22 protein-coding genes are annotated in these 20,213 nt (G+C 62.1%); 9 read left to right on the top strand and 13 right to left on the bottom strand.

The window, feature by feature from the left end; genetic code table 11:
* Positions 1 to 445: TCP-1/cpn60 chaperonin family protein (locus ACEK02_RS23215; protein ID WP_371423896.1), on the bottom strand; the 445-nt coding region annotated here is incomplete at its 3' end.
* 41 nt (positions 446 to 486) lie between these two features.
* Positions 487 to 804, bottom strand: a complete 318-nt coding sequence (locus ACEK02_RS23210; protein ID WP_089264960.1) for a co-chaperone GroES — start codon at positions 802 to 804, stop codon at positions 487 to 489.
* A gap of 421 nt (positions 805 to 1,225) precedes the next feature.
* On the opposite strand from ACEK02_RS23210, the gene ACEK02_RS23205 reads away from it, so the two are divergent.
* Both ACEK02_RS23205 and ACEK02_RS23200 read left to right on the top strand, forming a co-directional pair.
* Positions 1,226 to 1,510, top strand: a complete 285-nt coding sequence (locus tag ACEK02_RS23205) for an usg protein (protein WP_068736319.1) — start codon at positions 1,226 to 1,228, stop codon at positions 1,508 to 1,510.
* Positions 1,511 to 1,617: 107 nt separating this feature from the next.
* Positions 1,618 to 2,169 (top strand): cupin domain-containing protein, encoded by a 552-nt coding sequence (locus ACEK02_RS23200; RefSeq protein ID WP_371423895.1) that lies wholly within the window; start codon positions 1,618 to 1,620, stop codon positions 2,167 to 2,169.
* Positions 2,170 to 2,172: 3 nt separating this feature from the next.
* On the opposite strand, the gene ACEK02_RS23195 is transcribed toward ACEK02_RS23200, so the two are convergent.
* The 7 genes from ACEK02_RS23195 to ACEK02_RS23165 form a co-directional block, all read right to left on the bottom strand.
* Positions 2,173 to 3,423: a NupC/NupG family nucleoside CNT transporter gene (locus ACEK02_RS23195; RefSeq protein ID WP_371423894.1), complete on the bottom strand. Its 1,251-nt coding sequence runs from the start codon at positions 3,421 to 3,423 to the stop codon at positions 2,173 to 2,175.
* 78 nt (positions 3,424 to 3,501) lie between these two features.
* On the bottom strand, positions 3,502 to 4,260 hold the full coding sequence (locus ACEK02_RS23190) for an SDR family oxidoreductase (RefSeq protein ID WP_371423893.1): 759 nt from the start codon (positions 4,258 to 4,260) through the stop codon (positions 3,502 to 3,504).
* A 37-nt stretch (positions 4,261 to 4,297) separates the two neighbouring features.
* Positions 4,298 to 4,801, bottom strand: a complete 504-nt coding sequence (locus ACEK02_RS23185) for a GNAT family N-acetyltransferase (protein ID WP_371423892.1) — start codon at positions 4,799 to 4,801, stop codon at positions 4,298 to 4,300.
* An 11-nt stretch (positions 4,802 to 4,812) separates the two neighbouring features.
* A complete protein-coding gene (locus tag ACEK02_RS23180) occupies positions 4,813 to 5,559 on the bottom strand; it encodes a peptidase (RefSeq protein ID WP_371423891.1) in 747 nt (248 codons plus the stop codon).
* 135 nt (positions 5,560 to 5,694) lie between these two features.
* Positions 5,695 to 6,537: a transglutaminase domain-containing protein gene (locus ACEK02_RS23175; protein WP_371423890.1), complete on the bottom strand. Its 843-nt coding sequence runs from the start codon at positions 6,535 to 6,537 to the stop codon at positions 5,695 to 5,697.
* Positions 6,538 to 6,680: 143 nt separating this feature from the next.
* On the bottom strand, positions 6,681 to 7,625 hold the full coding sequence (locus tag ACEK02_RS23170) for an alpha-E domain-containing protein (RefSeq protein WP_371423889.1): 945 nt from the start codon (positions 7,623 to 7,625) through the stop codon (positions 6,681 to 6,683).
* Positions 7,626 to 7,780: 155 nt separating this feature from the next.
* Positions 7,781 to 9,199 (bottom strand): circularly permuted type 2 ATP-grasp protein, encoded by a 1,419-nt coding sequence (locus ACEK02_RS23165; RefSeq protein ID WP_089264954.1) that lies wholly within the window; start codon positions 9,197 to 9,199, stop codon positions 7,781 to 7,783.
* A gap of 221 nt (positions 9,200 to 9,420) precedes the next feature.
* On the opposite strand from ACEK02_RS23165, the gene ACEK02_RS23160 reads away from it, so the two are divergent.
* The 3 genes from ACEK02_RS23160 to ACEK02_RS23150 all read left to right on the top strand — a co-directional run bounded on the left by ACEK02_RS23160 (position 9,421) and on the right by ACEK02_RS23150 (position 11,400).
* Entirely contained in the window at positions 9,421 to 10,155 is a 735-nt protein-coding gene (locus ACEK02_RS23160; protein ID WP_371423888.1) for a competence/damage-inducible protein A, read from the top strand.
* Positions 10,156 to 10,228: 73 nt separating this feature from the next.
* Positions 10,229 to 10,753 carry a xanthine phosphoribosyltransferase gene (gene gpt / locus ACEK02_RS23155; protein WP_371423887.1) on the top strand — a complete coding sequence of 175 codons (525 nt, stop codon included), beginning with the start codon at positions 10,229 to 10,231 and terminating at the stop codon, positions 10,751 to 10,753.
* A 23-nt stretch (positions 10,754 to 10,776) separates the two neighbouring features.
* Positions 10,777 to 11,400, top strand: coding sequence for a hypothetical protein (locus ACEK02_RS23150; protein WP_371423886.1), 624 nt, complete (start codon positions 10,777 to 10,779; stop codon positions 11,398 to 11,400).
* A 112-nt stretch (positions 11,401 to 11,512) separates the two neighbouring features.
* On the opposite strand, the gene ACEK02_RS23145 is transcribed toward ACEK02_RS23150, so the two are convergent.
* Entirely contained in the window at positions 11,513 to 12,535 is a 1,023-nt protein-coding gene (locus tag ACEK02_RS23145) for a methionine synthase (protein WP_371423885.1), read from the bottom strand.
* Positions 12,536 to 12,657: 122 nt separating this feature from the next.
* Between ACEK02_RS23145 and ACEK02_RS23140 the strand changes: the two genes are divergently transcribed.
* The 4 genes from ACEK02_RS23140 (at position 12,658) to ACEK02_RS23125 (ending at position 17,156) form a co-directional block, all read left to right on the top strand.
* The gene (locus ACEK02_RS23140; protein ID WP_371423884.1) at positions 12,658 to 13,365 is read left to right on the top strand and encodes a glutathione S-transferase N-terminal domain-containing protein; all 708 of its coding nucleotides are present in this window, start codon (positions 12,658 to 12,660) and stop codon (positions 13,363 to 13,365) included.
* 61 nt (positions 13,366 to 13,426) lie between these two features.
* Positions 13,427 to 14,056, top strand: a complete 630-nt coding sequence (locus ACEK02_RS23135; RefSeq protein ID WP_371423883.1) for a 2-hydroxychromene-2-carboxylate isomerase — start codon at positions 13,427 to 13,429, stop codon at positions 14,054 to 14,056.
* Positions 14,056 to 15,033: an NADPH:quinone oxidoreductase family protein gene (locus tag ACEK02_RS23130; RefSeq protein WP_371423882.1), complete on the top strand. Its 978-nt coding sequence runs from the start codon at positions 14,056 to 14,058 to the stop codon at positions 15,031 to 15,033. The genes ACEK02_RS23135 and ACEK02_RS23130 overlap by 1 nt, the downstream gene beginning before the upstream one ends.
* 77 nt (positions 15,034 to 15,110) lie before the next feature.
* Positions 15,111 to 17,156, top strand: a complete 2,046-nt coding sequence (locus tag ACEK02_RS23125; protein ID WP_371423881.1) for a methyl-accepting chemotaxis protein — start codon at positions 15,111 to 15,113, stop codon at positions 17,154 to 17,156.
* Positions 17,157 to 17,210: 54 nt separating this feature from the next.
* Here ACEK02_RS23125 and ACEK02_RS23120 read toward each other — a convergent pair whose 3' ends face one another.
* The 3 genes from ACEK02_RS23120 to ACEK02_RS23110 form a co-directional block, all read right to left on the bottom strand.
* Positions 17,211 to 17,888, bottom strand: coding sequence for an esterase/lipase family protein (locus tag ACEK02_RS23120; protein ID WP_371423880.1), 678 nt, complete (start codon positions 17,886 to 17,888; stop codon positions 17,211 to 17,213).
* Positions 17,889 to 17,896: 8 nt separating this feature from the next.
* On the bottom strand, positions 17,897 to 18,787 hold the full coding sequence (locus ACEK02_RS23115; protein WP_371423879.1) for a crotonase/enoyl-CoA hydratase family protein: 891 nt from the start codon (positions 18,785 to 18,787) through the stop codon (positions 17,897 to 17,899).
* A 254-nt stretch (positions 18,788 to 19,041) separates the two neighbouring features.
* Positions 19,042 to 20,202 (bottom strand): M20 aminoacylase family protein, encoded by a 1,161-nt coding sequence (locus ACEK02_RS23110; RefSeq protein WP_371423878.1) that lies wholly within the window; start codon positions 20,200 to 20,202, stop codon positions 19,042 to 19,044.
* Positions 20,203 to 20,213: the final 11 nt, after the last annotated feature.

Genomic DNA, 20,213 nt, shown 5'->3' with positions numbered 1-20,213 from the left:
TGCCGACCTGGGCGATTTCCTCGTTCGAGGTGACCTTCTTGGAGTTCTTGACGAGATCAGCGACCACGGCTTCCACAGCCAGGTCGATGCCGCGCTTCAGATCCATCGGGTTCATGCCGGCGGCAACCGACTTGGCGCCTTCACGGACGATGGCCTGGGCAAGCACGGTCGCGGTGGTGGTGCCGTCGCCGGCTGCGTCGGCCGACTTCGAGGCCACTTCGCGCACCATCTGGGCGCCCATGTTCTCGAACTTGTCGTCGAGCTCGATTTCCTTGGCGACGGTGACGCCGTCCTTGGTGATGCGGGGAGCGCCGAACGACTTGTCGATGACGACGTTGCGGCCCTTGGGACCGAGGGTGACCTTCACCGCGTTGGCGAGAATGTCGACGCCGCGCAGCATCTTGTCGCGGGCATCAACGCCGAATTTCACTTCTTTGGCTGACATGTTTTGCTTCCTTGAAAATTAAGGGGAGAGAGGAAAGGCGCTTAAGCGGCCTTCTTCTTGGCGGGAGCGGCGCCTTCGAGAACGCCCATGATGTCGCTTTCCTTCATGATCAGAAGGTCCTGACCGTCGATCTTGACCTCGGTGCCCGACCACTTGCCGAACAGCACGCGCTCGCCGACCTTCAGATCGATCGGGATCAGCTTGCCGGCTTCGTCGCGGCCGCCCGGGCCGACGGAGACGATCTCGCCCTGGGAGGGCTTCTCTTTGGCGCTATCCGGAATGATGATGCCGCCAGCGGACTTCTCTTCGGCGTCGATACGCTTGACCACAACGCGATCGTGAAGCGGACGGAATTTCATGCAGTCCTCCTAAGTTTCTGTAGATGCTTGAGAAATTTCAAATTGGCAGTCTGCGCCAACAAGTGCCAGCGCAGCTGGTCCGGACATAGGCCGAACGTTCCCCACCGGCAAGGGTCTGTATCAAATATTTTGGCACTCAAATATGACGGGTGCCAGAATTGGTTAAGAACCCCGAACGGTGGACGTCCAGTCCACTAGCACCCGCGGTAAGTGGCTGCTAACACTCGGCTTTCAACGCATTGTTAAACTTTTAAGCTTGTGATGAAGCCGTTGCTTGCGTCACATTTCATGCATCGTGTTGTCACGGGCGAAGTGGAAGCCGGTTCGCTGCAGCCAGCACGGTCACAGGAGAGCAGAGCGAAGTTCGACGCCAAACCGGAAATCCACTTAGCCGAATGCGCTCTGTCCATGGAGGTTGAACATGGTCTCGAGAAATGCAGCTTCTGACGATTTCAGAAAGCAGGTGCTTGGCTACGGCCTGACGACGGCGCAGATCCTCTACCGGATGCCCGACCACCCTTCGCTGCTGCAAACCTATGTCTGGCAGAACTACGATCTGTTTCCGAAGTTTCCCGCGCTGAAGGATTTCCTGGATTTCTGGCAAGAGAAGCTCGATGGCCCACTATTCGCGGTGACCGTCGCACATTCGAAACTGATCAAGCCGGCTGAGCTTCGTGCCGTCGATGGCGTGTTCCGGTTGCATTAACACGCGCCTCTCAACGCGCCGGATGAATTGCCGCTGTGCTGAACTACAGCTAGGTTCCCGGGTGCGCTTGCCGTTTGTTCGGCACTGCGCCGGGTGGGAAACACGACATGGCGAAGCAGAAGCGGACGTTAAAGAGCGCGGCGAAAACGGCTGCGACGAAGAAGCCAGCGAACCGGGCGGTCGCGAAAGCAGCAAACAAGCTCTCTGTTGGTAAGCCGACCAAGGCGGGTACAAAAGCTGTCGCCAAAGCCGTGGCGAAACCCGGCAAGCGTCGCAAGCAACGCGTTGCGATCAGTCATTATCTCGAAGAAGCATTTCTCGGCGATGGCCTGCGTGCCTACGCGAAGTATCGCGATCTCGGCGTCGCCGCTGCGACGGGCGGCTTGGCGCAGGCGCATGTCATCCGGCTGATCGGACCTTGCGATCCGAAAGAGGTCTCCAAGCTTCACTATCACGATGCCGAATTTCAGCTGGTCTATGTGCTGAACGGCTGGGTGAAGACTTACATGGAGGGCGAGGGCGAGACACTGATGCGCCAGGGCTCGAGCTGGACCCAGCCGCCGCGCATCAGGCATCTGATCCGCGATTATTCCGACAATTGCGAACTACTGGAAGTGATCCTTCCGGCGGAGTTCAAGACCGTTGAGGTCAAGGGCTGAGCGTCACGTCAGGACGCCCACGACCGCGCCCATCAGGCAGGTCGTCAACGTCCCCGAGACGATCGACTTCACACCGAGCGCGTTGATTTCGTCACGACGTTCCGGCGCCATCGTGCCCAAACCTCCGATCATAATTCCGAGGCTGGCAAAATTTGCAAATCCGCACAGCGCGTAAAGCATGATGAGGCGCGAGCGCGCATCTAGCGCATCGGGGCCGAGCTTCGCCAATTGAACATAGGCGATCAACTCGTTGAGGATCGTCTTGACGCCCATCAACGAGCCCGCGGTCAGCGCCTGGTCCCACGGCAGGCCCATCAGCCAGCACACCGGTGCCATCACGTAACCCAGCATGCGCTGCACGGACAGCGAGTTGCCTCCCACGGTCGGCATCATCATGAGGATCGCGTTCATGAGATACATCAGCGCCACGAAGACCAGCAGCAGGGCGATGATGTTGACGAGCAGTTCGATGCCGGCACTCGTGCCCTTGACGATGGCATCTATCGTGCTCGTGGCCGATGCGTCCGGATTGGAGAGCAATCCACCGGTGCGACGATCCTCCGTCTCCGGCACCATGATCAGGCTGACAAGGATCGCCGCTGGCGCCGAGAGCACGGAAGCAATCACGAAATGCGCCGACGCATCGGGGATCAGCGGGGCCATGAAAGTGGCGTAGAGCACCAGCACGGTACCGGCGATCCCCGCCATGCCGCCCGTCATCACCAGAAACAGTTCGCTGCGCGTGAGCTGGGAGAGGTAAGGGCGAATAAACAGCGGGGCCTCGACCATGCCCAGAAAGATATTCGCGGCCGTTGATAGCCCGACGGCGCCGCCGATGCCGAGCGTGCGCTCGAGCAGCCACGCCATGCCACGCACGATCGGCGGCAGGATACGCCAGTAGAACAACAGGCTGGTCAGCACGCTGATGACCAGCACCACAGGGAGTGCCTGCAGCGCGAGCACGAAATCCGCGCCGGGATTCTTGAGATCGAACGGCAATGCGCCGCCGCCGAGATAACCGAACACGAAAGAGGTGCCGGCGCGCGACGCCGCGGCGATGGTGCTGACGGCGTCATTGATGCTGCCGAAGGCGCGCGTCAGGACGGGAAGCTTCAGCAGGGTCACGGCAGTGACGATCGTCAATGCGAGGCCGATCGCGGCTTGTCTCAGCGACACCTTGCTGCGGTTCTCACCGAGCGCCCAGGCGATTGCCAACAGTGCGATAACGCCGAACGCCGATTGTAGCTGAAGCATGAATCCCCCGAAACCGCGGCGATGATGCCGCGGCTTCCCATGTCATGCAATCGCAATGCCGTTGAGGCGGGTTACGTTTTAGCCGCGTCCGACGAACGGCATCTTCGTGGCCATGACCGTCATGGTCAGGACGTTGGCATCGAGCGGCAGGCCGGCCATATAGGCCACCGCATCGCCGACGGCCTTGGCGTCCATACGTGGCTCCTGCTTCGAGGTGCCGTCGGGCTGCAGCACGCCGGGGCCGTTGACCATGCGGTCGGTCATGGGTGTAGCAGCATTGCCGATATCGATCTGGCCGACGGCGATGTCATAGGCGCGGCCGTCGAGATTGCTGGCCTTGGTGAGGCCGGTGATGGCGTGCTTGGTCGAGGTGTAGGCGGCCGAGAACGGGCGCGGCGCATGCGCCGAGATCGAGCCGTTATTGATGATGCGGCCGCCGCGCGGGGTCTGGTCCTTCATGATGCGGAAGGCGTGCTGTGTGCACAGGAACGGCGCGGTGAGGTTGGTGTTCACCACGGCCTGCCACTGCTCGAGGCCGAGATCCTCGAACGGGATCGCGGGCGCACCCATGCCGGCATTGTTGAACAGTACGTCGAGCCTGCCGAACTCCTGCATGGTCCTGGCGAACAGTGCTGCGATGGAAGCAGGGTCCGCCATGTCGGCGCTCACGGGAAGGCTCTTGCCGCCATTGGCCGCGCCGAGCTTCTGGGTCTCCTGCAGCAGTTCGATGCGGCGGCCGGCGAGCACGACGGTGAAGCCGCTGTTCATCAGTGCTAGCGACGCGGCGCGGCCGACGCCGGTGCCTGCTCCGGTCACGAGTGCGATCTTGTTGGTCATCTGTTTCGTCCCTGTTTTCTTTTTACGAGAGGTCTTTTTAAGCGAGGTCCCGGACCATGAAACGTGCGTTGTCGCCGTAGCTTTGCAGTTTCTGATCCAGTTCGGAATCGCGCATGATGGTGAAATCGTGCCGCTGCCAAAAATGAACCGAATTATTGACGGCAACAAGCGTCATATTGGGCAATTGCATCAGCCTGGCCCATGCCGCCATCATGTCGACGGCCATGGTCGCCGCGCCGGATCTGCGGGTCTCGGGCAGCAATGCAAGATCGTGAACGTAATAGGTCGATGGCGAAGCGGGCATCGTCAACAGGCTGTTCAGTTCCGGCGGCGCCTTGAACTGCCAGGGATGGCTGATGAGATAACCCTTGATCCCGTCTTCGGCTTCGAGCACGGCGCAACCGCCTGGATTCAGTGTCAGGCGGTTCGCGAACACGACCTCATCTTCGGGGAAATCGGGATGAACGGCATCGGCGATGGCGAGGACAGCCAGCAGGTCGGCCTCCGTCATGATGCGCCATTTTATCGGAGCTGCGGTCATCGCGGCCGCGCTCAATTGTCTTTCTTGTAGGGCGGGCGTGGAATGCTTTGATGTGCCGCGCGCAGTGCAGCGGACCAGCGCGAGCGCAGGTCGTGGAAATAGGGCTCGCCGGCTTCGATACGGTGGTTGAGATCGGCATCGCAGACATCGGCGCGTACCACCAGCACATCGATCGGCAGGCCGACGCCGATATTGGACCGCATGGTCGAGTCCATCGAGATCAGCCCCGTCTTGAGCGCCTCATAGAGTTCGACGTCGTAATGCATCGCGCGGTCGAGCACCGGCTTGCCGTATTTATGCTCGCCGATCTGCAGATAGGGCGTATCCACCGTGCATTCGATGAAGTTGCCGGCCGGGTAGATCATGAACAGTCGCATCTTGGCGCCCTTGATCTGGCCGCCGAACAGGAACGAGACGTCGAAATTGATGTCCTCGGCCTCGAGCGCTTTGCCTTCGCTGGCGTTGACGTGCCGGATCGCGCGGCCGATGCGCTGCGCGGCCTGAAACATCGTCGGCGCGTTCAGCAGGGTTTCCAATTCACCGGTCGTTGGATTCTCCAGCCCTTCGCTGAGCGTGGAGAGCACCGACTGGCTGATCGCCAGATTGCCGGCGGAGGCCACGGCCATGATGCGCTCGCCGGGCTGGTTGAAAATGTGCAGCTTGCGGAAGGTCGAAATGTTGTCGAGCCCGGCATTGGTGCGCGTGTCCGCGATCATCACCAGGCCGTCCTTGACGAGAATTCCGCAGCAATAGGTCATCTTGGGTCCCTTGCGAGCGCGATCAGCAAAAGTGGACCACGGTTTTGCGTCCGATCGCGCTCCAAAATAATACAGGGAAGCGTCTTACGCGGTGGGTCTCGACCGGGCAACCTCGGAAAACCAGTTTGACGTAGTTCAGGACTGGCTTTGCGACTGGGACTGGCCGCGGCCATTGGCCTGATCGACCTTGACGGCGACGGTCAGGGTTTCCGTGCCGCCGCCATAACGGGTGCCGCGGACAGGGGCTGCGCCGAGGTAGTCCAGCCCGATGGCAACGCGGGCATGGGCGTCGGTGGTGCAGATGGCATTGGCGGGGTCGAAGCCGACCCAGCCGAGATCAGGCACATAGGCCTCGGCCCAGGCATGGCCGGCCTGCTGGTTGATCTCGCCGTCGGCACGCCAGAAATGGCCGGAGACGAAGCGGGCGGGGACCCCGGCCGAACGGGCGCAGGCGATGAATATATGCGCGTAATCCTGGCAGACGCCGCGCTTGCCGATGAAGGCCTCGCTGGCCGAAGTACCTGTGCTGGTCGGATCGATGTCGAAGGTCATGTGCTCATTGATGGCCATCATCAGCGCATGCAGGAAGCCGAGCACGTCGGTCTCGGCGCTGGGCACGAGATCTTTGGCAAAGGCCTGCATCGCTGTGCTGGCGCCGGTCAGGTCGGTCTGGCGCAGGAAGAAGCTCGGCGGAAACCGCTCGTCGGTGCCCTTCAGCACGCCGCCAGTGTCCTGGGTATCGATCAGGCCCTCGACGGTCACGGTGAGGTCGGCGATCGGCCCATGGGTCAGCACATGGGTGACATTACCGAATGCGTCCTCATGCAAATCGAGGCGCGAATCCGTGGACACGTCGATCTGCCACTCGGCGACATACTGGCCGTCATGGCTGCCCGGCGTCATCCGCAGAATCTGGATCACGCCCGAAGCCGGCGGCTCGTAGCGATAGGTGGTCGAATGGGCGATACGCAGGCGCATGGCGACATGTCCGAATCTGCAGATGAGCCGGGACGCTAAAGCCTTTTCCGTTCCGATGAAATCAGAACGGGGCTTCAGCTTCTTGGTTTTGACGCGTTTTCTTCACGGGAACCGGTGCCCACTTCGCTTGAAAACGCTTTCACTCAAATCAGGTACTGTTTGGCAATGATGTCGCCCAGACGGCTGTTGTCTGCAATGAATTCCTGGATGAATTCATGCAACCCGTGCTGGAAGATATCCTGCATGTTGCTGTGTTCGAGCCGGTTTCGCACGCCGCGGGCGTGGCGTTGCGCAGCGCCCTGACGGCCATAAGACACGCCGATCTGGTCGAGATTGCGGACGAGATTGCCGTAGCAGCTCGCCAGCGAGCGCGGCAGCGTGTCGTTGAGGATCAGGAGGTCGGCAATCAGCCACGGCTTGAGCGTCTCGCGATAGACCCAGTGATAGGCCGTCAAGGCCGACACCGAGCGCAGGATCGAGGTCCATTGATAGTAATCGAGCGGGCCGCCGACATGTTCGTCTTCGGGCAGCAACAGATGATATTTCACATCGAGAATGCGCGCAGTGTTGTCGGCGCGTTCCAGATGCAGGCCGAGCCGCGAGAACCAGTAAGCGTCGTTGCGCAGCATGGTCCGGTAGGCCGAGCCGTCGAAGCGCAGCGAGGTCTCCTGCACGAAGCGCAAGAAATTCGCCAGCTGCTCGCGTGTCTTGGCGCCGCCGCTCCAGACCGACTGCAGCTCCAGCCACGCGCTGTTGATGGTGTCCCACATCTCGCCGGTCAGTGCGGTGCGGACGGAGCGCGAATTCAGCCGCGCGGCTTCGATGCAGTTGCGGATCGATGAGGGATTGGCCGTCGAGAACGAGAGATATTCGACGACGTTGGTTTCGTTGGCTTCCTCATAGATCTCGTAGAAGGCCGCGCTGACACCGGCAGTCAGTAGCGCCGAGTCCCATTCATTGGTCTGGCCGATATACGCATTCGGCAGCGCGGTGACGCGCAGAGTTGCTTCGATCGTGCGCGCGAGATATTCGGCGCGTTCGACATAGCGGGCTAGCCAGTACAGGTTTTCAGCAGTGCGGGAGAGCATGTGGGGTACCGGGCGAGGGGCGAATGGTGAGTAGCGAGTGGCGAACGGCGAGTGGCGAACAGGTGATGAAGGGCGACCATTGAGGCGCGGGTCCGTCAAATGTGGCATAGCGGCGGGCGCGCACTCGCCATTCGCCACTCGCTATTCGCATAACCTTATTCATCCAGAATCCACGTATCCTTGGTGCCGCCGCCCTGGCTGGAATTCACCACCAGGGAACCTTCCTTGAGCGCCACGCGGGTCAGGCCGCCGGCCACGATGGACACGTTCTTGCTGCCGGTAAGCACGAAGGGGCGGAGATCGACGTGCCGCGGCGCGAGACCTGACTCGGTGCAGGTCGGGCAGGTCGACAGCGCCAGCGTCGGCTGGGCAATGAAACCTTCCGGCTCGCGCTTCAGCTTGTCGCGGAACGCCTCGATGGTCGCCTTGGTCGCGGCCGGGCCGATCAGCATGCCGTAGCCGCCGGAGCCGTGGACTTCCTTGACGACGAGTTCGCTCAAGTGATCGAGCACGTAAGCGAGATCGCCGGGCTCGCGGCAGCGCCAGGTCGGAACGTTCTTCAGGATCGGCTCTTCGCCAAGATAGAATTTCACCACTTCCGGCATGTAGCTATAGATCGCCTTGTCGTCGGCGATGCCGGTGCCGACCGCATTGGCCAGCGTGACGTTGCCGGCCATATAGGCCGACATCAGACCGGGAACACCAAGTGCCGAATCCGGGCGGAAGGTGAGGGGATCGAGGAAATCGTCATCGACCCGGCGATAGATCACGTCGACGCGTTTCAGGCCTTCGGTGGTCCGCATGAAGACTTCATCGTTCTTGACGATGAGGTCGCGGCCCTCGACCAGCTCGACGCCGAGCTTGTCGGCGAGGAACGAGTGTTCGTAGTAAGCCGAGTTGTAGACGCCGGGGGTCATCAGCGCGACGGTGGGCTCCGTGGAGGCCGAGCGTGGTGCGACAGAACGCAGGCAGGACAACAACTCATCCGGATATTTCTCGACCGGCGCGACGCGATGCCGCGCGAACAGATCCGGGAACAGCCGCATCATGATCTCCCGGTTCTCCAGCATGTAGGAGACGCCGGAGGGCGTGCGGGCATTGTCCTCGAGAACGAAGAACTCGTCCGGATTGGTGCGGACGATGTCGATGCCGGCGATGTGCACATAGACGTCGTGGGGGACGTCCTGGCCGTTCATCTCCGGACGGAACACGGGGTTCTGGAAGATCAGGTCATCGGGGATCAGGCCGGCACGGAGAATTTCGCGGCCGTGATAGATGTCCTTGAGGAACATGTTGATGGCGCGGGTGCGCTGTTTCAGGCCCTTTTCCAGCAGGGTCCATTCCTTGCCGGAAATGATCCGCGGGATGACGTCGAAAGGAATCAGCCGTTCGGTGGACTCGGAATCGCCGTAGACTGCGAAGGTAATGCCGATGCGGCGGAACAACAGCTCCGCCTCCTGGCGGCGATGTTCCAAAGCGTCCGGAGGCGTCTCCTTGAGCCAGCGGGAGAGTTCTTCATAGGCCGGGCGGAGCTCGCCTTGAGGCCCGTTCATTTCGTCGAACGCGACTGCCATGTACCCTGACTGTTGTTTCGAGGCCGTACGGAGATTGCACGACTAAAAGGGATGGTAGCAAGGGGCGGGCCAGCACGATATGCATCCCACAAGAGCAATTCGTAGGGGATGCGCAAAAGGCTGCCTGAAAAAACGGCTGGACGCTGCACGTTTCAGCAGCAAAACCCCGTGACATCAGGACGTTGCCTGCGCATGGTCCCCGGAATGGTGAGGAACGACAAATGACCGAGATTGTAACCGCGGGCATCCTGGTGATCGGCGACGAGATTCTGTCGGGTCGGACCAAGGACAAGAACATCGGCTTCATCGCCGAGTATCTCACCAATATCGGCATCGACCTCAAGGAAGTCCGTGTCGTGTCCGACGACGAGCCGGACATCATCGCGGCCCTCGATGCGCTGCGGAAGCGCTACACCTACGTTTTTACCACCGGCGGCATCGGGCCGACCCATGACGACATCACCGCGGATGCGGTGGCCAAGGCATTCGGCGTCAAGATCGATCATCATCCGGAAGTGGTGGCCCGTTTCAAGGAGCGCTTTGGCGCAGACCTCAACGAAGCGCGGCTGCGGATGGCCCGCATTCCCGACGGCGCCGACCTGATCCAGAGCGCAACGATTTTGGCGCCCGGCTTCAAGCTCGACAATGTGATCGTTATGGCCGGCGTGCCATCAATCATGCAGGCGATGATGGACATCGTCGCGCCAAAGCTGAAGTCCGGCGTGCGGATGCTGTCCGACACCGTCAAAGCCAATGCGCGGGAAGGCGATGTCGGCGGTCCGCTGCGCGAGATCGCCAATGCCCATCCCGACACGATCATCGGCAGCTATCCGTTCCTGGACGATCAGGGCAAGCCGAACACCAATCTGGTGGTACGCTCGCGCGATCAGGATAAGCTCAATGCGGCAATGGAAGCCGTCAAGGCGATGTTGGCGACGCTCAACGCACCCAAGTGAAATTAAGAGTGAACTGCCGAGTAGATCAATATAAGTCCGGCCGCCCCAGGGCGACCGATGTAAGGAGACGAATATGGCCGATCATCCGGAATTGAGTGCGCAGGAGCGCGCCGGCAAGGCGTTCCCGGTGTCCTGGGATCAATTCCATCGCGATTGCCGTGCGCTGACCTGGCGACTGAACAGCGCCGGTCCGTTTCACGCGATCATCGCTATCACCCGCGGCGGCCTAGTGCCGGCAGCGATCGTGGCGCGCGAGCTCGGCGTGCGCGTCATCGATACGGTTTGCATCGCGAGCTATGAGCATAACAAGCGCGGCGAATTGCAGGTGCTGAAGGGGCTCTCGGCCGACGCGTTGAAACTCGGCGGCGGGGACGGCAAGGGCCTGCTGATCATCGACGACCTGGTCGATACCGGCAAGACCGCGCGTATCGTCCGCGACATGCTGCCCAAAGCGCACTTCGCGACTGTCTATGCCAAGCCGATGGGGCGACCGCTGGTGGATACGTACATCACCGAAGTCTCGCAGGACACATGGATCTTCTTTCCGTGGGATCTCGGCCTGTCATTCCAGCCGCCGATGCGCGAAGGCGCGGGCTAGGCGCTCGTTGCGAGGAGACGCGATTGCCGCTGCAAAATCGTGTCACGCCGGCAGGCGACATCGTCGCGACACCGGAACGCGGAACGTTCACTGGCAATCGTGGCATCATCCATGATCCCTCGAGCAAAACACTCCTGAACAGGCGCTGGTCCAATCCGGCCTGGATCACCTGCGTCTGCGAATTTCGCGGGCGTCGCCGCGATGTGATGGCGACGCGCAGCTGGACCGAGCTGTTCTTCCTCGACGAGGCCACATCCTTCGCCGCCGGCCATCGCCCGTGCTTCTATTGCCGCCGAAACGATGCCAACCGTTTCCGTGCGGCGTGGGAGGAGGGCAACGGCGTCACGCGTGTGCGGGCGACGGAGATCGATGCGGTGCTGCATCGGGAGCGGCTGGATCACAGGAAGAAGCGGTTGCATCCGGTGGATGGACCGATCGCCGCGCTGCCAAATGGGGCGATGGTGCAGGCGGGTGGTGAGAGCTATCTGATCGCGCAGGGGCGGGCGTTGCGATGGTCGTTTGCGGGATATAGCGCCTCGGTCGGCGAACTCGTCGACGCGCAATTGCTGACACCACCATCCACGCTGAATGCGTTTCGCGCCGGTTATCGTCCGGCGCTGCATGTGAGTGCTGCCGCAGGAAACTAGAATTCGTCATGGCCGGGCTTGTCCCGGTCATCCACGTCTTTCCTTGTTTGGCGCCAAGACGTCACGCCCGGCACAAGGCCGGGCATGACGGCGTTTGTTGCGGCGAAGTACCTTAGCCCAGCTTCTCTCTCGCCAGCTTCGCACCCGCACCCAGCGCCTTCAGCTTCGCTTCGGCAATATCGCGCTGCATCGGCGCCATGCCGCAATTGGTCGTGGGTACGATCCTGTCCTTCGGCACGTGCTTCATCACGGCCTCGATGGTGGCCACCACATCTTCCGGCGTCTCGACGATATCACTGGCGACATCGATCACACCGGCCTGCACGATCTTGTTTTTCAACAGCCCCAGCAATTCCAGCGGCACGCGCGAATTGCGGCACTCGATGGCGACCTGCTGGATCGGGCTGGCATCGATGGCCGGGAAGATCTCTTCGTACTGCCGCCATTCGCTGCCGAGGGTTTCCTTCCAGTCGGTATTGGCCTTGATGCCGTAGCCGTAGCAGATGTGAACGGCTGTGGCGCAAGTGAGGCCCTGTGCCGCGCGCTCCAGCGCCTTGACGCCCCAGTCGGCGGCTTCGTCCATGAAGACGTTGAAGGCCGGCTCGTCGAACTGGATCATGTCGACGCCGTCGGCCTGCAATGCGAGAGCTTCCTGGTTCAGCAGTTCGGCGAAGGCGAAGGCCATCTTCACGCGGTCGCCGTAATAACTGTCCGACAGAGTATCGATGATGGTCATCGGGCCGGGCAGCGTGAACTTGAACTTGTTCTTTGTGTGCGCACGGGCGGCCTGCGCTTCGAAGGCGTGGACGCGGCCCTTGAGCTGCAGCGGCGCGATCACCTGCGGCACCATCGCCTTGTAGCGATCCTTGCGGATGCCCATCTCGACCTTGTGGGCGAAGTCGATGCCGTCGACCTTTTCCAGAAAGCCATGGACGAAATGCTGCCGCGCCTGTTCGCCTTCGGTGACGATATCGACGCCGGCGTCTTCCTGTATCTTCACTGCCAGCAGCGTCGCGTCGCGCTTGGCGCGGGCGAGTTCGTTGCCCGACGAGCGCCAGGTGGGCCACAACTTGTTCGGCTCGGCGAGCCATTCGGGCTTCGGTAGCGACCCGGCGATGGTGGTCGGAAACAGCATTGTTCGCTCCCCGGAAATTGTGTTTTGCGGTGGCTTGTCTGCCACGTTCCTGATCCCGCGTATACGGGATTGCGCCCCCTTGGGAGAGGGCTAGGATCGGTTAAAACACGTCGAGGAAAGCCATGATCGATCTGCACTACGCGCCGACGCCGAACGGCTGGAAAATCTCGATCATGCTGGAGGAGTGCGGGCTGCCTTATACGGTCGTCCCCATGCAGCTCGGCCGCGGTGACCAGCATCAGCCGGAGTTCCTGAAGCTTAGCCCGAATGGCCGGATGCCGGCCATCGTCGATCGCGCGCCGGCCGACGGCGGCGATGCGGTGTCGATCTTCGAGAGTGGCGCGATCCTGATCTATCTTGCCGAGAAGTCCGGTCAGTTCATGCCGGCCGAGATGCGCAAGCGGTTCGACGTCTTGCAGTGGCTGATGTGGCAGATGGGCGGTCTCGGCCCGATGCTCGGCCAGAACGGGCACTTCCTGCTCTACGCACCCGAGAAAATTCCCTATGCGATCGATCGCTACACCCGCGAGGCCAGGCGGCTGTATGGCGTGCTGGATGCGCATCTCGGGGAAGGCCGCGACTACATAGCCGGCGATTACTCGATCGCCGACATGGCATGTTTTCCCTGGATCATGACCCACAAGGCGCAGGGGCTGACGCTGGATGATTTCCCGAACGTGAAACGCTGGTTTGCGCTGGTCCGCGCGCGGCCGCAGGTGCAGGCCGGGCTTGCGGTCGGCAAGCAGGAGAAGAAGCCGATGGATGAGCAGGCGCGCAAGATCATGTTCGGTGTCGATGCACCGGCGCATGCGCAGGCGCAGCAGCAATAAAATTCGTCATGCCGGTCACGCCCCGGAATGACAGATAAAAAAATACAAAGAGGAAACACCCATGATCGAATTCTTCTTCGACTGTTCCAGCCCCTGGACCTATCTCGCCTTCCACAACATCCAGCCGCTCGCCAGGGAGTTTGGCGAGGAAATCTCGTGGCGGCCCATTCTGGTCGGCGGCATCTTCAATTCGGTCAATCCCAGCGTCTATGAATCGCGCAAGACGCCGGTGCCGGCCAAGGCGCGTTACATGAAGAAGGACCTCGGCGACTGGGCCCGCTCGGCGGGCCTTGCCATCAAGATGCCGCCAACGGTGTTTCCCGTGAACAGCGTCAAGGCGATGCGCGGCTGCATCTGGCTTGGGAACGATGCCATGGTACCGTTTGCCCGCGCGGTGTTCGAAGCCTATTGGGGCGACGACAAGGATATTTCCAGGGACGATGTGCTGACCGGGATCTGCACGCGCACCGGCATCGATCCCGCCCAATTCTTCGCAGGCATTGGCGAGCAGGCGATCAAGGATCAGCTCAAGGCGAACACCGATGAAGTGATTGCGCGGGGCGGCTTTGGCTCGCCGACCATCTATCTCGACAAGACCGACATGTATTTCGGCAATGATCGCCTGCCGTTGATCCGTGAGGCGCTGCAGCGCCGCCGTGTTGGCGCCGCAAGCGCCGAGAGCGCCGCCTGATGCCGAAAGCGATTGTCTGCCGAGAGCTGGGACCGCCAGAAAGTCTGCGGCTCGAACAATTTACATCACTGCCGCTGAAGCCGGGACAGGTGCGCGTCGCCATCCGGGCCGCCGGGATCAATTTTCCTGACATTCTGATGGCGGCCGGGGAATATCAGCTCAAGCCCGAACTGCCGTTCACGCCGGGCATGGAAGCTGCGGGCGATATCAGTGAGATCGCCGATGACGTGAAGGGATTCAAGCCCGGTGATCGCGTCATCGTCAAGCTGCGCCATGGCGGCTATGCCGAGGAAGTCGTCGTCACGCCATCGCAACTCACGCCGCTGCCATCGACCTTCGATTATGCCGAAGGCGCGACCTTCCTGGCCGCCCACGGCACCGCGCATCATGCGCTGGTCGATCGTGGGCAGATCAAGCGCGGTGAAGTGCTGCTGGTGCATGGTGCCGGGGGGGGCGTCGGCCTCGCGGCGGTGGAGATCGGCAAGCTGCTCGGCGCCACGGTGATCGCCGCTGCGTCATCGGAAGAGAAGCTCGCCGTCGCCAAGGCGCGCGGCGCCGATCATGGCGTGCTGTATGGCTCCGGGCCGTTCAGGGATGCCGTCAAACGCATCACCGATGGCAAGGGCGTTGATGTGGTGTTCGACCCCGTCGGCGGCGAGATCTTCGAGCAGAGTTTGCGCTGCATCAATTGGGGCGCGCGGCTGCTGGTGATCGGCTTCACAGGTGGTATCGGCGTCGCGAAGACCAATCTCGTGCTGATCAAGGGTGCCAGCGTGCTGGGCGTTCGCGCCGGCGAAGCCGCGCGCAGGGATCCAGCCATCGGCGAGGCGCGGATTGCGCAACTGCTCGCATGGGCGGAAGCCGGACAGATCCGTCCCAATGTCTCGCATCGGCTGCCGCTCGCCAGTGTTGCACAGGCAATGCGCTTGTTGACTGATCGAAAGGCAATTGGGCGCGTAGCGCTGCTGTTGGGGTGACCAAAATTTAGTCACTCCAATCAGGCGATTCCTTTACGACTATACGCGTACAACGTGTGTCATAGGGGAGGGTGACCATGTTGAAGCACACCAGGATTCTTTATCGCATTGCTCTGTCCGCCATTCTTCCTTTGATCATCGTCGCCGCTTTGGCGGCTTATGAAATCGCCAGCAAGGCGAGGGTCTATTCCGAGATGGACCGGCTCGAGCCGGTCGCCGTAGGCGTTACCAAGCTTAGCCGCCTCGTGCATGAATTGCAGAAGGAGCGCGGCATGACCTCCGCCTTCCTCAACAGCAAGGGCGCGCAGATGCGCAGCGAATTGCCGGAGCAGCGCAAACGCACCGATGCGGAGCGGGTTGTCGCTGTCCCCGTCCTGGGCGAGTTGAAGCGCGCAGCAGCGAGCGATCTCGCGACGTTCGCGGATCGCGCCAGCGATGTGATGGGCAAGCTCGACGCGCTGCGCAGCGAAGTGGACAGCCTCGCCATCGCGCCGCCTGCCGCCGTCGGTCGTCTGACCGAGACCATCGCAAGGCAGATCGCCGTCATCACCGCCATCGCCAAGCTCAGCACCGACGACGATATCTCCAAGGCGGTTTCCGCTTATGCCAATCTGATCGAAGGCAAGGAGCGTGCGGGGCAGGAGCGTGCGCTCAATGCCGGTGGCATCGCTGCCGGCAAGTTTGAACTGCCCGCATTTTCGCGCGGCATTGGCCTGGCTGCCGGTCAGGAAGGTTTCTTCGCGGCCTTCCGCGCTTCGGCGACGCCGCAAGCGCTGGAGTTGTTCACGCGCACCATGTCCGGTCCGGCAATCGAGCGCGTCGATGCCATGCGCAAGACCATCGAGCAGGGCGGCCTTACCGGCGATTTCAAATCGCTCGACAGCAAGACCTGGTTCGACGCGAGCACCGCGCGCATCGATCTCCTGAAAGCAGTGGAGGACGGTCTCGCCGATCAGCTCGCGAAGACCGTCGCGACCAAGAAAGCCGATGCGGCCAGCACGCTCACCATGGCCTCGGTACTGATGCTGCTGGCGCTTCTGATCAGCGGTGCGGCGGTGCTGGCCATGGCGCGCAGCATCACGCGCCCGATCGGTGCGCTGTCGGCCTCGATGACCGATCTTGCCAATGGCGATGTGACCGCCGAGATCGGCGGCACCGATCGCCGCGACGAGATTGGCGGCATGGCGCGCGCTGTGGCTGTCTTCAAGGACAATATGATCAGGACCAATGAGCTGAGTGCACGCGAGGCCGACGAGATCAATCGCCGCAGCCAGCGCACCGCGCGTGTGACGGAACTCAGCGGCTCGTTCGACGACGAGATCAGCACCTTGCTGTCGGCGCTGACCACGGCATCGTCGCAGCTTCACGGCACTGCGGAGTCGCTGACGACCACGGCGGGCGAAACCATTCGTCAGGCGACCGTCGTGACTGCGGCATCGACCGAGACCTCCACCAATGTGCAGACGGTCGCTGCGGCTACGGAGGAATTGTCGAGTTCGGTGGTCGAGATCGGCCGTCAGGTCTCGCATTCTGCCGCCATTGCCCAGAAGGCGGTGGAGGAAGCCGGCCGCACCAACGATACCGTGATGGCGCTGTCATCCGCAGCCGAGCGCATTGGCGATGTCGTCAATCTGATCACCGAAATCGCCAGCCAGACCAACCTGCTGGCGCTGAATGCGACCATCGAGGCTGCCCGTGCCGGCGACGCCGGCCGCGGCTTCTCGGTGGTGGCGTCCGAGGTGAAGAGTCTTGCCGGCCAGACGGCGAAGGCCACCGAGGAAATCCGCGCCCAGATCGCCGCGATCCAGTCGTCGTCCGGCGATGCCGTCGATGCCATCCGCGCCATCACGGGCACCATCGGCAGTATCAACGAGATCGCATCCTCCATCGCGAGCGCGGTGGAAGAGCAGAGCGCCGCGACGCAAGAAATCGCGCGCAATGTGCAACATGCCGCGCTAGGTGCGAACGAGATTTCGCGCACCATCAGCGGCGTAGCGGATATGGCTGGCGATACCGGTTCGTCGGCAGGGCAAGTGCTGTCGGCCTCGGATGAGCTCGCCCGACAGTCTGGCAAGATGCGCGATCAGGTGGAGAGATTCCTGGCTGCGATCAAGGCGGCTTGAGACAAACATTAGTCGATCTGCCCGCAGATGCTTGGCGCATCGCGTATGGAACTGCTATCGGACCGTCTGGAATCGTCCATCCTTCAGGAACGCGATCGTCTGTGCGATCGCCTCCTTGTTCCGGATCATCAGTGCGTGCGAGGCGGGGATCACGATGTGATCGGTCATGCCGTCAAGCCTGGTGCGCGCGACGGTGACACGGCCGTCGTCTGCGCCGGGCAGCATGAAGCGTGAGGCGATGGGATCGAGCGAGCGGTCGCCGGCGATGATACCGACCGGATAATCCACGGCGGGCAACAGTGTTTCGGTGGCGGCATCGCGCGCGGTCACGAGCTGCTGCCCGGCGGGGCCGAAATACATCCGATACAGCGGCCAGTCCTTCAGCCGATCGGCGATCTCGCTGCCGCCGTTGGGCGTGCCCAGCATGACCACACGGCCCAGACGCGATGGACGGTGCCGCGCCAGATAGGCACGCGCCAGCAGGCCGCCCATCGAGTGGCAGACGAAATGCGTGCAGCCTTCGTTGGCTTCAGCGAACGGCATTATGGCCGGGTGGATGTCATCGGCCAGTGCCGACAGCGCCTTTTGGCGGCTGGGATAGCCGACGTTCCGTGTGGCGAAGCCGGCGGCTTCGACCGCCAGTTGCATCTTGATGAGAGATCGAAACGACCGGCTGATGCCGTGCAGAAAAACGACGCCCTCGGACGGACGACGGGAGGGCGTCGGATTCATTCGTTGTCCTACTTGTAGTCGCGCTCGTCCCACCACGGGAAATAGCTCGGCATATCCGTGCTGACCTTGTTCTTGAACTCGGCCGGGCGCTTTTCGAGAAACGCCACGACGCCTTCCTTGACGTCCTCGGAGCGGCCGCGCGCATAGATGCCGCGGCTGTCGATCTTGTGCGCTTCCATCGGATCGTCGGCGCCCATCATGCGCCACATCATCTGGCGGATCAGGGCAACCGAGACCGGCGCCGTCTTGTCGATGAAGGTCTTGGCCAGCGCACGCGCGGCCGGCAACAGATCGTCTGGCGCCACCACCTTGCTGACGAGACGGCCGGCAAGGGCCTCCTGCGCCGGGAAAACGCGGCCGGAATAGCACCATTCCAGTGCCTGCGAGATGCCGACGAGGCGCGGCAGGAACCAGCTCGACGCCGCTTCCGGCACGATGCCGCGCTGGGAGAACACGAAGCCGAAGCGCGCCGCCTCCGAGGCGATGCGGATATCCATGGCGAGCTGCATGGTGGCGCCGATGCCGACGGCGGGGCCGTTGACGGCGGCGATCACGGGCTTGAGGCATTTAAAGATACGCAGCGTCACCTGACCGCCGCCGTCGCGCACCATTGGATCGCTGTAATCGACGTCGCCATCGGCGAGCCGCTTTACCGGTCCGCGCCGCGCGTCGCGATCGAAGGTGTTCGCGCCCGATGAGAGGTCGGCGCCTGCGCAAAAGCCGCGGCCTGCGCCGGTCACGATGATCGCGCGCACATTGTCGTCGGCATCGGCCTTGTCGAACGCGTCGATCAGCTCGGCCTGCATGGTGGCGTTATAGGCGTTGAGCTTGTCCGGGCGGTTGAGCGTGATGGTGAGGATCTGCTCGTCGACGCTGTAGAGGATGGTCTCGTAGGCCATGGCGTTTCTTCCCTGTTTTTTTGTTTTCGTTTCACTCGTCGTTCCGGGGCGCGCCATTTGGCGCGACCCCGGAATCCCGAAGAGTCCAGCCACTTCCGGATTCCGGGTTCGCGTGCAGCTGACGCTGCTCGCGCCCCGGAATGACGATGTGGGGTGCACGATTGTAGGATGGGTAGAGCTCTTGCGAAACCCATCAATCGCAAACGCCGCAAGATGGGTTTCGCGAAAACGCTCTACCCATCCTGCGGAATGGCTTAGATCGGCAGCCGGGTTTCGACGATGCGGGCGAACATGCTGGCGCCGATGGGCAGGATCTTGTCGTCGAGATAATAGCCCGGATTGTGCACCGGCACCGAACCTTCATGGCCGACCCAGAAATAGGCGCCCGGCACGGCATGCAGCATGTCGGCGAAATCCTCGGAGCCCATTTTGGGCTTCGACGCGGTGATCACGTTGGCGTCGCCGACGATGGTGCGTGCGACGTCCTCGACGGCCTTGGAATGTTCTTCCTGATTGACCAGCACGCTGAAGCCGTCGCGGATATCGACCTTGATCTCGCAATCGAACGCCGTCGCCATGCCGGCGGCCAAGGCGTGCATCCGCTCGCGGATCTGCAGACGGACCTTCTCCGAGAAGCAGCGCACGGTACCGCAGAGCTTGGCGTCGTCAGGAATGACGTTATAGGCCGAGCCCGAATGGATCTGGGTGATCGACAGCACGGCGGATTCGAACGGATTGACGTTGCGGCTGACGATCGACTGCATCGCCTGACCGAGCGACATGGCAATCACGACAGGATCCTTCGAGCGTTCCGGCATCGCACCGTGGGCGCCGTAGCCGCGGATGGTGATGTCGAAGAAGTCGGCGGCAGCCATTGCGGGGCCGGGGAAGATGCCGACTTCGCCGTGATTCATGTCCGGTGCGTTATGCAGGCCGTAGATCTCGTCGCAGGGAAACTGCTTGAAGAGACCGTCCTTGATCATCGCGCGCGCGCCGCCGAGGCCTTCTTCGGCAGGCTGGAAGATGAAATGCACGGTGCCGTCGAAATTGCGGGTTTCGGCGAGATAGCGCGCGGTGCCGAGCAGCATGGTGGTGTGGCCGTCATGGCCACAGCCGTGGAAGCGGCCGGGAATGGTCGAGCGCCAGGCAAGGTTGGTGTTCTCTTCCATCGGCAGCGCGTCCATGTCGGCGCGCAGTCCGATGCGCTTGCTGCCCGAGCCCTTGCCCTTCAGCACGCCGACGACGCCGGTACCGCCCAGGCCGCGATGCACTTCGACGCCCCATGAGGCCAGCTTGTCGGCAACAATGCCGGAGGTGCGGACTTCCTCGAAGCCGATTTCCGGATGCGCGTGCAGGTCGCGGCGGATGGCGGTGAGTTCGTCGGCGAAGGCGTCGATACGTTCGAGTGTGGGCATAAGTTATCCGT

The organism is Tardiphaga sp. (assembly GCF_041424195.1).
Lineage (GTDB): Bacteria > Pseudomonadota > Alphaproteobacteria > Rhizobiales > Xanthobacteraceae > Tardiphaga.
This window is presented reverse-complemented; position numbering and strand designations above follow the sequence as displayed.